The sequence below is a fragment of the Floridaenema fluviatile BLCC-F154 genome (assembly GCF_041929135.1).
In the GTDB taxonomy this organism is placed as follows: domain Bacteria; phylum Cyanobacteriota; class Cyanobacteriia; order Cyanobacteriales; family Aerosakkonemataceae; genus Floridanema; species Floridanema fluviatile.
Genome location: NZ_JBHFNS010000001.1, coordinates 1 through 11,148 on the forward strand (window position 1 = coordinate 1; position 11,148 = coordinate 11,148).

12 protein-coding genes and 1 pseudogene are annotated in these 11,148 nt (G+C 41.8%); 7 read left to right on the forward strand and 6 right to left on the reverse strand.

Annotated features, from left to right (window positions below):
* A pseudogene (locus ACE1B6_RS00005) lies at nt 1-180 on the forward strand (RNA-guided endonuclease TnpB family protein); the annotation flags it as partial.
* Nucleotides 181-203: 23 nt separating this feature from the next.
* On the opposite strand, the gene psb35 reads toward ACE1B6_RS00005, so the two are convergent.
* Together psb35 and ACE1B6_RS00015 are read right to left on the reverse strand one after the other, a co-directional pair.
* The gene (gene psb35 / locus ACE1B6_RS00010; RefSeq protein WP_413255179.1) at nt 204-419 is read right to left on the reverse strand and encodes a photosystem II assembly protein Psb35; all 216 of its coding nucleotides are present in this window, start codon (nt 417-419) and stop codon (nt 204-206) included.
* A gap of 165 nt (nt 420-584) precedes the next feature.
* Nucleotides 585-3,425, reverse strand: coding sequence for a transglycosylase domain-containing protein (locus ACE1B6_RS00015; protein ID WP_413255180.1), 2,841 nt, complete (start codon nt 3,423-3,425; stop codon nt 585-587).
* Between the two features lie 538 nt (nt 3,426-3,963).
* Between ACE1B6_RS00015 and ACE1B6_RS00020 the strand changes: the two genes are divergently transcribed.
* The 6 genes from ACE1B6_RS00020 (at nt 3,964) to ACE1B6_RS00045 (ending at nt 7,821) form a co-directional block, all read left to right on the forward strand.
* Nucleotides 3,964-4,386 (forward strand): hypothetical protein, encoded by a 423-nt coding sequence (locus tag ACE1B6_RS00020; RefSeq protein ID WP_413255181.1) that lies wholly within the window; start codon nt 3,964-3,966, stop codon nt 4,384-4,386.
* A gap of 241 nt (nt 4,387-4,627) precedes the next feature.
* Complete coding sequence (locus ACE1B6_RS00025) at nt 4,628-4,882, forward strand: SemiSWEET transporter (RefSeq protein ID WP_413255182.1); 255 nt, start codon at nt 4,628-4,630, stop codon at nt 4,880-4,882.
* A 27-nt stretch (nt 4,883-4,909) separates the two neighbouring features.
* On the forward strand, nt 4,910-6,535 hold the full coding sequence (locus tag ACE1B6_RS00030; protein ID WP_413255183.1) for a B12-binding domain-containing radical SAM protein: 1,626 nt from the start codon (nt 4,910-4,912) through the stop codon (nt 6,533-6,535).
* Between the two features lie 124 nt (nt 6,536-6,659).
* Nucleotides 6,660-7,079 carry a hypothetical protein gene (locus ACE1B6_RS00035; protein ID WP_413255184.1) on the forward strand — a complete coding sequence of 140 codons (420 nt, stop codon included), beginning with the start codon at nt 6,660-6,662 and terminating at the stop codon, nt 7,077-7,079.
* A gap of 79 nt (nt 7,080-7,158) precedes the next feature.
* Entirely contained in the window at nt 7,159-7,605 is a 447-nt protein-coding gene (locus tag ACE1B6_RS00040) for an SRPBCC family protein (RefSeq protein ID WP_413255185.1), read from the forward strand.
* Nucleotides 7,606-7,632: 27 nt separating this feature from the next.
* The gene (locus tag ACE1B6_RS00045; RefSeq protein ID WP_413255186.1) at nt 7,633-7,821 is read left to right on the forward strand and encodes a CPXCG motif-containing cysteine-rich protein; all 189 of its coding nucleotides are present in this window, start codon (nt 7,633-7,635) and stop codon (nt 7,819-7,821) included.
* A gap of 243 nt (nt 7,822-8,064) precedes the next feature.
* Here the strand turns inward: ACE1B6_RS00045 and ACE1B6_RS00050 are convergent, their stop codons facing one another.
* The 4 genes from ACE1B6_RS00050 to ACE1B6_RS00065 form a co-directional block, all read right to left on the reverse strand.
* Entirely contained in the window at nt 8,065-8,424 is a 360-nt protein-coding gene (locus tag ACE1B6_RS00050) for a thioredoxin family protein (protein WP_413255187.1), read from the reverse strand.
* Nucleotides 8,425-8,433: 9 nt separating this feature from the next.
* On the reverse strand, nt 8,434-9,285 hold the full coding sequence (locus ACE1B6_RS00055; RefSeq protein ID WP_413255188.1) for a cytochrome c biogenesis protein CcdA: 852 nt from the start codon (nt 9,283-9,285) through the stop codon (nt 8,434-8,436).
* A gap of 211 nt (nt 9,286-9,496) precedes the next feature.
* Nucleotides 9,497-10,045, reverse strand: coding sequence for a TlpA family protein disulfide reductase (locus ACE1B6_RS00060; protein ID WP_413255189.1), 549 nt, complete (start codon nt 10,043-10,045; stop codon nt 9,497-9,499).
* Nucleotides 10,046-10,052: 7 nt separating this feature from the next.
* On the reverse strand, nt 10,053-10,562 hold the full coding sequence (locus ACE1B6_RS00065) for a TlpA family protein disulfide reductase (protein WP_413255190.1): 510 nt from the start codon (nt 10,560-10,562) through the stop codon (nt 10,053-10,055).
* Between the last annotated feature and the right edge of the window lie 586 nt (nt 10,563-11,148).

Sequence of the window (11,148 nt, forward strand, 5' to 3'; positions counted from 1 at the left end):
AGAGACGAAAACGCCGCGATTAACATTCTAATCAAGGCATTGCAAATACTTGGCTATGTATCAAATACGCTAGGGCATAGCGAAATTAACGCTTGCGGAGAGACGACCCTCTACTTGGACTTGGAAACAACGCTCAAGCAAGGTCACTCGTTGAAGCAAGAATCTCCCGTCACAGCGTAGCTTGACGGTGAGAGTGTCAACAATTAGCTTTTAGGAGTACCAACACCAGGGGTTTCTTCTTTTTTCACTTCTGGAACAACAGAGGGACGTTCTTTATCTTCCCAGCCTACGGGACGCTTCGAGTTATACCAAGCTATTGAGCCGATCGTCACAGCAGCAATAAATCCAACCACATAAACTAAAGTAAAAGACACCGGAAAATGAGGGGCATTAGCCGCGGCTTCCATAAGTAAACTCATCTTCTAACAACTCCTTAAATTTCACATTATCTAAAGTATAAAGAATTGAACCCAATAGTCATCCTCCAGAAGTTCGAGGCTAAAAGGCAGAGGAACAGGGGTACAGGGAAGCAAGGGAGCAGGGAAGCACAAAGAAAACTCAAAACTTCCCCAGTCCCCTCTTCCCTATCTAATCTGGTGACTATTGAGTTCAAAAGTTGGTTTGGGTTTAGCTGCGGGTGCAGGTGCAGGTGCAGATCTCCTTGTAGTTGGTGTTTGAGTCCGAGAGCGAGTGCTGGAGGAACTAGATCCACTAGAACGGTTGTATGTTCTGCGCCGCCGTGGTTGATATTGGGTAGTTCTCGACTGCTGAACGTTGCTGCGTCTCTGACGTACTACAGGCTGTTGTCTTGCGGGACGGCTAGTGTTGGTTGGAGTAGAGCGACGACGGTAACGGGGTCTAGTTTGGGTGTTATTAGAAGTGCCAGAGTTACTGCGATAGTAGCGACGACGGGGACGATATCTGGTTCGGGTACCACTAGAACTAGAACTACTAGAAGTAGAAGTAGCAGCGGCGTTTTGAGAATAGCGACGGCGGGGACGGGAGACGGTGGGTGTACTGCTGGTAGCGGTGCTCACTTGTCTCTGGGATGAGCGCCTACCTTCGCTGCTGCTATTGTTTGTTTTGCTAGCTGTGGCTCGAATGTTAGACATTTTTCCAGGTTTGATCGGTTCGAGAGCCACTGTTCCTTTGCGCCCTTCTAGTTTAGGACGATCGGGGAATTTCTCGATCGGGATATTTTCCACCGCTTTCACCATAAATTGATTCCAAGTTCGGGCGGCGGTGGCACTAGTTCCCCAAGTCGGGGAATTATCATCATTTCCTAACCAAACACCTGTAACTAGTTGGGGAATGTAGCCGACAAACCACAAGTCACGGGCTTGATCGGAAGTACCTGTTTTGCCTGCGACTTCGCGATCGAACAACCGGGCTGGACGACCTGTGCCATCATTTACCACGTCTTGCAACATCCAACTCATGATCGCGGCTGTTTCTTCATCCAAAGCTCTTTTAGCCTGGGGCTTCGCCTCAAAGATTACCTTACCCTGTTGGTCAATTACACGGCGAATTCCGTGACCTGGGGTGTGCATACCCTTAGCGGCAAAAGTACCATAAGCGTTAGTCAATTCTAAAAGATTCAATTCGGAAGCGCCCAAAGCCAGAGAATAAGTAGGCTTGAGTTCGGACTTAATGCCCATTTCCCGAGCCAGATTAATCACAGGTTGAAATCCCGTATTCATTAACACTTTTACGGCAACTGTGTTAATTGATAAAGTCAGGGCATCTCGCATTGAGATCCAGCCTTTATGGTCATCGTTGTAATTGCGTGGCGTATAATCATCTACTCGGAAAGGCGCATCCAAGTAACCGCGAAAGGGAGAGATTCCACCAGCAATAGCCGTGGTGTACAAAAATCCTTTAAATGTCGATCCTGGTTGACGTTGGGCTTGGGTGACACGATTAAATTGAGTATTTTCAAAATCTGTTCCCCCTACCATTGCTTTAACTTCACCATTACGGGGGTCGATGGCGACTAAAGCGGCTTGTTGAAATCCTTGTTCTTTGCCGCGTTCGCTAATTACTTCGTCTACGACTTCTTCGGCTACTTTTTGCCACTCAGGATTTAGGCTAGTTTCTACGGTTAAACCACCTGCTTCGATCGCATCTTGTGGCACATACTTCGGTAATTCCTGTTGAATATAGGAAGTAAAGTAAGCTGCCTCGGTGGACAGTCGTTTCGGTAAAGCTGGCTTGAGCGCCAAAGGTTCCGCACTAGCAACTTGCGCTTGGTCTTTAGTAATAAAACCTGCATCTACCATGCGGTTTAATACTATATTGCGTCTTTCTAAAGCTATTTTGGGATTGGCGATCGGTGAAAAAGTCGAAGGCGCAGGTGTCACTCCCACAATCGTCGCTATTTCTGGCAAACTCAAATCACTAGTTGGCTTACTAAAATAAACCCAAGCTGCATCAGCAACCCCGTAAGCACCTTCACCCAAATAAACCAAGTTCAAGTACCGTTCCAGAATCTTATCTTTGCTCATCTCGCGCTCAATTTTCTGCGCCAGCATCACTTCCCGAACTTTCCGTCCAATGCTGCGTTCTTGATTGAGAAAAACAATTCTGGCTAGCTGTTGAGTAATGGTACTACCACCTTCCACCACGTTTCTAGCATTGATATTAGACACAAAAGCCCGTCCCACACCTTGCCAGTCTACTCCCTGATGTTGGTAAAAGCGGCGGTCTTCCGAAGCAATAAACGCTTGCACCAGTTGGGGTGGCATTTGCTCTAATTGCAGCTTTTCTCTAGTAGCGGGGCCAACCTGTTGCAGGATTTTTCCGTCTTCGGCTTTGATGGTGAGAGTTCCGTCGCGGACAAAGGTGAGAACATCATTCGGTGAAGGTAAGTTGCGCTCCAATGTCCACCAAGTAATCCCTGTCGCTAGTGCGCCACCACCTAATGTAACTGCTGCTCCAGTGGTAATCCAGAATTTCTTGGTTCGATATACGGGATTATGGGGATTTAACCACGGTGAATTTAGGACTGATTGGGGAATATGTAATTTAGTGGCAATGTTTTTAGTAGTCTGTTTGACAGTACTCAGCAGATTGGTGCTAGTAGTTTCCTGATTTTTCGTAGCATTTTCTTCTGGCTGGGCAGCTGCCATTTCTGCTTCCATCGCAGCGGAAAAACTCCCCAGTTCTTCTAAACTGTTAGTTGGAGATGGCGTAACCGGATCTACAGGTGTTTCTTGAATTGTTGTGGCAGCATCCTTTGTGGAAGAAAGGGAAGAAGTAACAGGCAATAAGGAATGATGATCCTGTTCCCCGTTCCCAGTTCCCTGTTCCCCGTTTTCGGTGGTTTGCTGAATTTCTGTTTCTCTGCCAGAGGTCTGTTCCGGTTTAGATTCAGAGCCACTGAACTTGGTCGAAATTTCTTGCAGTTTGGGAATAAATTTTGTCACGATACTGCCTCACACACGACACAGGCCAAGTTTAAACTCGTTTTATTTTCAGTTTATTTATCGAATTTGCGCTCCTATACCTCTCCGTAATAGACCATCGGGATCAGAGGGAGTCACTATATGAGTTAGAATTCTAACTCATCTCTTCACTTTAGACACTCTACAAGAATTTGGATTTTTTTATTTTGCTGTTTCCCAGCTTGCCCCCACAATTGCCAACCGTCATTAGGTTAATCTAGTCTTCGGTTCTGGTCAATTAGCCTACAACCGAATGATTTAGCAGAAGGTAGAAGGCAGAGGGCACAAGGCAGAGGGCAGAAGCAAAAGCGTTAAAAACAAAGTTTTTAGCCTTTCGTCCTGGCTTAACGGTCTTGGCGCGATCGCATTGACAGGAATCAGCCAAGCCGAATATTCTATGATGTTGCTGCTTTTGTCAAGATACTCACTCAGTAGTTTGTCTTGTCAATTCCCCTGTACCATATTTAAAATCAAAATTTGGTTGGTGAAGGAATACTCATAATTAAGGAGCCCTGTGAGGATGAAGGTCAAAACATTTGCTGCTATTATCGGTGCTGCTTCAGTACTAGTTGGTTGTGAATTTAATTTGTGGGGGCCAAGTATTAGTGATGTCTTAGTCTGCGAAAAGGCTAGTCTTGCAGAAGGTTGTGCCAACAATCAAAATACTTTTAAAACAACTACTCCCCGGATCTTTGCTACAGCTAAATTAGATAATGCTGTAGAAGGAACTCAGGTGCGAGTATTGTGGCGCTTAGTCCAAGGCAAAACAGCCAAAAATGTGCGGATCTATGAGAAAGAATTTACCACCAAATTAGATCAAAATCAAATCACTACTGCTTTAGCTCCGGCAAAAGCTTGGCAACCTGGAAGTTACGAAGTTTCCTTTGTAGTAGTTGGCAATGAATCATCTGGTGGAGAAACCCAAAAGTTTCAAGTTAAATAAGTAAATTTGTCCCTTTATTGCTAACAGGCAGAAGGCTTTATTACAGGAGTCAATTGATTTTAGATTGACGATTTTAGATTTATTCTGTCTTCAAAGACGGGGTTTTTAGCAAACCATCCCAAATCTAAACTCTAAACTCTAGAATTTTCGATCGGAATTTAGAATAATTTCCTTTCTTTTGTCTCCTGTTTCCTGTCTTCTGTCTTTTGCTTTTTTCCTTTTGCCCAAATCAGTTTAATTCATGAACAATATTGATTTTTTGGGATTTCTAGCTGCGAGTTTAACGACGATCGCTTTTTTACCCCAATTGGTAAAAACCTGGAAAACAAAGTCAGCCGGAGATGTTTCCTTGGTAATGTTATTTACCTTTTGTATGGGAGTATTTCTCTGGTTATTATACGGTATTTTCATCCAGTCTTGGCCTGTAATTACGGCTAATTTTCTGACTTTAATTTTTAACTTGCTAATTTTATCGCTTAAGATCAGATATGAATAAGTACAATGATGTTGAAATCGATCGCTTGTGAACTCCGATATATTTGCTGCTGAACGTTTGCTATTTACCAAAGCAACGCCAAATACCGATGCTATTCCCACAATCTTTGCTTTTCCTAATGAGTATACAGTGGGCATAACTAGTCTTGGCTATCAAATTGTCTGGGCAACTTTGGCAATGCGTTCGGATTTAGAAGTCAAAAGATTATTTACTGATATTCACGAACAGTTACCGAGAAATCCTGAGTTAGTCGGATTCTCTGTATCTTGGGAACTTGATTATATCAATATCTTAAATTTACTGGAATTCCTCGAAATTCCCCTGCGTTCATCTAGACGATCGGATTCAGATCCGCTAATATTTGGTGGCGGGCCAGTTTTAACTGCTAATCCCGAACCTTTCGCTGATTTTTTCGATATCATTCTGTTAGGAGATGGGGAAAATCTCTTAGGTGATTTTATTGATACTTACCAAGAAGTTCGTCACGCTGATAGGCAAACTAAACTGCAAAGATTAGCTCAAGTTCCTGGGGTTTATGTTCCTAGTTTATATGAAGTTACCTATCAAGAAGCTACAGGTTTAATTAAATCAATTCAACCAATTAATAACGAGATTCCGGTTCAAGTTGAAAAGCAAACTTATCGGGGAAATACTTTATCTGCTTCTACTGTTGTTACAGAAAAAGCGGCTTGGGAAAATATTTATATGGTGGAAGTGGTACGCAGTTGTCCTGAAATGTGCCGCTTTTGTTTAGCAAGTTATTTAACTTTGCCTTTTCGGACTGCGAGTTTAGAAGGTTCTTTAATTCCGGCGATCGAAAAAGGTTTAGAAGTAACTGATAGATTGGGATTGCTTGGTGCGTCGGTAACTCAGCATCCTGAGTTTGAAATTTTGTTGGATTATTTAGCGCAACCAAAGTATGATAATATACGATTGAGTATTGCTTCGGTGCGAACAAATACGGTAACAGAAAAGTTGGCGGAAATTTTAGCAAAAAGGGATACTCGTTCAATTACAATAGCCGTAGAAAGTGGTTCGGAAAGATTACGAGAAATTATTAATAAAAAACTGCAAAATCAGGAGATTATCCAAGCAGCTATTAATGCAAAAGCCGGAGGTTTAAAAGGAATTAAACTTTATGGGATGGTGGGAATTCCGGGAGAAGAATCTGCTGATTTAGACGCAACTGTAGCGATGATGCGAGAAATAAAAAAAGCTGCACCTGGATTAAGATTAACTTTAGGATGTAGCACTTTTGTTCCGAAAGCACATACACCTTTTCAATGGTTTGGGGTGAATAATCAAGCAGAAAAAAGATTGAAGTATTTGGAAAAGAAATTAAAATCACAGGGGATAGAATTTCGTCCCGAAAGTTATAATTGGTCGGTAATTCAAGCTTTGATTTCTCGTGGCGATCGCAGACTGTCCCATCTGTTAGAATTAACTCGTGATTATGGCGATACTTTGGGTAGTTATCGTCGCGCTTTTAAAGAATTGCGGGGAAAATTGCCAGAGTTAGATTACTATGTTCATGCTAACTGGGATGTAGAGCAAGTTTTACCTTGGAGTCATTTACAAGGACTTTTGCCAGTAGGAACATTGCAAAAACATCTTAGCATGGCGATCGCCAATTTCCCCGAAACAAAAGATTAATCTTAATTCCTAAGTTTTCAAAGAAATATTAAGAATAATAGGCAATAGCCGAATTAGGAGACTAGGCTGGTGAAGATCTAAAACTGTTGACTTTTACTCGGAAATTTAGAGGAGAAATTTATCCATGCTAAGGGGAATAACTGAGTATAATTACCAAAGAGTATTTCGGCAAATTGGTGTAGGTTTTGGTGTATCTTTGTGCTTATTAGCGATCGCAGAAATCGCGAAAATTAATCCGGTTAAAGCTAACAATATAATAATTGCCCAAGAAGCCTCCGTTTGCGAAAGTAGCGGTGGTAGTCAATTTGTCAGCGCCGAAACCAAAAACTATTTAGTTTATATTTGTGGTGGTGACAATCCAAATACTTATGTTGGTATGGCTAAAAATGGCGGAAATAGTATTTCTTTACCTTTGCAAAGTTATAGCAGAGATAGATTTGTTGCAGTGAATGGCGATACTCGTTACACCCTGACTCGGACTGAACTAATTGTGACCCAAAACGGACGAGTTATTGTTAGACAAAGGGCGCAGTGGAAACGATAATTTATTAATTGTTAATTGAATATAACCGAAAAATAGTACAGTATGAGATTAACGATCGACTTATTGATAAAATACTCTCATGCTGCAATTTAAATACTCTTCACTAATAGATGCACCTGTGGAAGTCGTCTGGAACTTTCATGAAAGACCGGACATTTTACAAATTCTAACTCCCCCTTGGCAACCTGTGGAAATAGTGCGCCGAGAGGGGGGTTTAAATGTGGGTGCAATTACCGAATTTCGCATTGTGTTAGGGCCTTTTCCGGTAAGATGGGTAGCAAGGCATATTGAGTGTGAAAAAAATCGCTTGTTTACAGATAGACAAATTAGTGGGCCAATGGAAAGCTGGGTACATCGGCATTTATTTGCTGAAGAGAATGGGAAAACCAAACTTACCGATCAAATTGATTATGAAATACCTGGTGGATTCATCGCAGAATTACTGTTAGAATGGTGGGTAAATGCGCGACTAACTGATATGTTTCGCTATCGCCATGAAGTCACAAAAAGGGAATGTGAAAAGTAAATTATTGAATGAGAAATTACAGAAAAAATGCAAACAACGGCAGAATATTATTGTGCTTATTGTGGCGAACCGAATTTAACATTTGTTGATTTGAGTGCGGGTGGACAGCAAAGTTATACTGAAGATTGTCAAGTTTGTTGTCATCCAAATGTTTTATATGTGCGAGTAGATGAAGAAAGTTTAGATGTAGAAATTGATACGGAATATGAAGAGTGAAAATTTGTTTCTGTTTCTCTGGAATTAGATGATGTCAGAGTGTATTTAGTCAAAGAATTTAGGATTAAAAACCCGGTTTCTCCGAGAAACCGGGTTTTTGTACAATTCAAAGTCTAATTAATACTAAATCCGGGTTTATTACTCCGTTTTAGGGATTTGGAGGGAACCACGTTCGCGTAGCGGTGCGTAGCACTTAGACACGAAGAACACGAAGAAAGAAGAAGAAAAAGATAAAGGGGGTAGCTAACCCGGATTTGGTATAAGAACCTTCTGAATTGCTTCTAAATACAATTTCTTCGGTTTTAACCCAGCAATCTTTTCCAGAACTGTATTCCCTTTAAATAAAACAACAGTGGGGGCACTTCGCACACTCAGTTCGATCGCAAATTCTGGATCTTCCGTCATATCAATTGTTACCAAATCGATTTTTCCCTGATAATCAGTCATTAACTGTTCTAATACTGGCGCAAGGGTTTTACAAGCAGAACAATGCGGCGCAACGAATTTAACCAGAATAGGATTTTCCGAATTTTGCTGTAACTGTTCTAGAGCTTTTTGTCCTTGAAATTTAGCGGAAAAAATCTTGTTTGTAGAATCAGACATTTTTGGTTTCTAACCTCCTAAAAACCATTGAGTACCAGTAAATAAGTAATACGCTCCAGTCAGAATCAGTGCTACACTGCCAAAGCGAATAATTGCCTCAGAATGTTTCAATAACTGGTTGCTTTGTTTTGCCAGTCCAGTAAACAAACTCGCCAGAAAAATTAGAAAGGTATACCCCAAGGCATAGCTAACCATTGTGAGAGTTCCTAATATTTGAGAACCTGTTGCTGCTGCTGCGGCGAGTACTGCAAATAGCACTGGACTAGCACAGGGAGAACTTACTAAAGCAAAGGTCAACCCCACCCCATAAGGGCCAGCAACAGGAACATTGACATCCATTTGCGGTAAAGGCAAGTTAATCACCCCCATCAACCACAAACCCATCACTGCCATAATTAGTCCTACAGCCACATTGATGTAGCCTCGATACTCGACCATAACGGCTCCAGCGAAGGATGAAGCCAAGCCAAACAGACTTAAAATGGTGACGGCTCCTAGCACGAACAAGCCAGCTTTGATGAAAGCATCCCAACGAGATTTGATTTTCAAAGTACCGATATAGCTGAGATTAACGGGCAACAAAGCTAAAATGCAGGGGGATACGCTGGCAAGCAGTCCGCCAATAAATGCTAATGGCAATAATACGAAGGGATTGGCTGTATCTTGTTGGCTAAACCATTGTTGATAGCGGTTTTCGATAATAGAAATTACTTGTTCAATGGGATGGCTAATGATGGGTCCCAAGGTGAGAACTAGAATTAGGGAAAGTAATCCCAATCCACCGTAAATTAGCCATTTTTTTGAGAGTTTAGAATGTCGGGAAGTTGTGGAATCTGGTGGTAATTGAGGTATTTTTTGCATGAAAATTTCCTGGTGTCAACCTGTAATAGGGCGGGTTTTAATTTCGATCTTTTGGCTGGGTATTTCAGGCTTTTTGCTAAACCCGCCTCTACAATTTTTGGTACAAATGCTTGGGAAAGGGCGGGTTTTGATTTCGATCTTTTGGCTGGGTATTTCAGGCTTTTTGCTAAACCCGCCCCTACAATGTTTGGTACAAAATTAGGCAGTAAGTTTATTGAGTTAAAGCAGCATCAAGAACGGTTTTGTAATCTGTTAGATTTGCGTTGTTGCGGTGCTGTGCGAGAATTTTTCCGGTTGCTGGGTCGATGATGGTGAGCATTCCGGTTTGGGACTTGTTTTTGGCTAAAAATTCGCTGAGTCCTAGCTGTTTGGCTTTCGCTTCTGCTTGTGCGGTGGAGGATTTATCGCTAACATCCAGCACTACAAAATTAACTTTTCCGGCGTAGTCTTTTTGTAGTTGCGCTAATGTGGGAGCGACGTTTTTACAGGCAGGACACCAAGTAGCAAATACATCAACTAATACAGGTTTACCCTGTAGCTGTGGTGCTAAAGGCGCACCAATAGTTTTCGCTTTGGATGCACAGGGATTTGCCTTAGATGCACAGGGATTTGCTTTGGCTGCACAGGGGTTTGCTTGAGCTTGGGTAACAGTATTGGCAGGTGTTTTTGTAGTAGCGGCGCAGGGGTTTGAGCAACTGGCAATTGCGCCAAGAGTCAGGATTGAAGCTACTGCAAGTACGGAAAAATATTGAATCTTCATGTTATTTTTACCTTTGGGAAATAGCCGAGTTGAGTACAGATGTGTAATCTGCGAGATTTGCGTTGTTACGATGTTGTGCCAGAATATTTCCGGTTGCTGGATCGATGATGGCAACCATGCCTGTTTGGGATTTGTTTTCTGCAAAAAACTTTCCTAGTCCTAGTTCTCTAGCTTTTCTTTCTGCTTGGCTGGCTTTGGATTTGTCGCTGACATCGAGAACAACAACGTGAATTTTTCCGCCATACTGCTGTTTGAGTTGGGAAAGAGTTGGGGCAATATTTTTGCAAGCAGAACACCAGGTAGCATAAATATCAACTAGGACTGGCTTGCCTTGTAGTTGTTTCGCTAAAGGGCCTCCAACGTTTTTGTTTTTACCTTTGGAGGCGCAGGGATTTACTTGGGCGATCGCTTGACTGGCATTAGCAGAAGTTTTTTGTGATATTGGAGCTACCAGTGATACTGTGACTACTAAACTACTTAAACAAAGACCGAGCCATAATGTTGATGATTTACGCATATTAACCTCGAAAAGTTAGGGGTAGATGTATCAAAAAGCAAGGAAGTTCAAAGTTGTCGGTTCTTGCTCTCATTTGCATTAAATTCTCCAAAAATGAGTGCCAGATGAAGATGAGATGGATACTAGATAAAGCTTGAAAACTTAGTTTTTCAGCAAAAATTCATTTTAGATTTAGGGTTCGATCATTTAAACCCTCGATCGCACTCGTACAATTAAACTAATATCGATTACCTAAATGTTTGCGAAAGATGCTTGGGAAAGGGCGGGTTTTGTGGAAAGATTATCTGTGGGAAACACAAGCATATCTGCTAAACCCGCCCCTACATTTATTTGTATCAATCATTTGGGTAAACGATATAAATACTTAATATCCCAAACGCTTTTAGTCCATTTGTAGGGGCGGGTTTAGAAAGTATTTTTTGTTTCTCACAGATAACCTCACAACAAAACCCGCCCTTACTGCTAAGCTGTTACGCATTTAAAAGTCATATTGTAGGGTGCGTCAGATTTAGATATTTTCCTTTCTACATAGGCTTTACCGTCTGACGCACCCTACTCGTTAATAAGTGATTTAAATGCGTAACAG

What these genes read in the sequence shown, in the direction of transcription:
- psb35 (WP_413255179.1), bottom strand. Translation starts at nt 419, where the DNA reads ATGAGTTTACTTATGGAAGCCGCGGCTAATGCCCCTCATTTTCCGGTG.
- ACE1B6_RS00020 (WP_413255181.1), top strand. Translation starts at nt 3,964, where the DNA reads ATGAAGGTCAAAACATTTGCTGCTATTATCGGTGCTGCTTCAGTACTA.
- ACE1B6_RS00025 (WP_413255182.1), top strand. Translation starts at nt 4,628, where the DNA reads ATGAACAATATTGATTTTTTGGGATTTCTAGCTGCGAGTTTAACGACG.
- ACE1B6_RS00035 (WP_413255184.1), top strand. Translation starts at nt 6,660, where the DNA reads ATGCTAAGGGGAATAACTGAGTATAATTACCAAAGAGTATTTCGGCAA.
- ACE1B6_RS00040 (WP_413255185.1), top strand. Translation starts at nt 7,159, where the DNA reads ATGCTGCAATTTAAATACTCTTCACTAATAGATGCACCTGTGGAAGTC.
- ACE1B6_RS00045 (WP_413255186.1), top strand. Translation starts at nt 7,633, where the DNA reads ATGCAAACAACGGCAGAATATTATTGTGCTTATTGTGGCGAACCGAAT.
- ACE1B6_RS00050 (WP_413255187.1), bottom strand. Translation starts at nt 8,424, where the DNA reads ATGTCTGATTCTACAAACAAGATTTTTTCCGCTAAATTTCAAGGACAA.
- ACE1B6_RS00055 (WP_413255188.1), bottom strand. Translation starts at nt 9,285, where the DNA reads ATGCAAAAAATACCTCAATTACCACCAGATTCCACAACTTCCCGACAT.
- ACE1B6_RS00060 (WP_413255189.1), bottom strand. Translation starts at nt 10,045, where the DNA reads ATGAAGATTCAATATTTTTCCGTACTTGCAGTAGCTTCAATCCTGACT.
- ACE1B6_RS00065 (WP_413255190.1), bottom strand. Translation starts at nt 10,562, where the DNA reads ATGCGTAAATCATCAACATTATGGCTCGGTCTTTGTTTAAGTAGTTTA.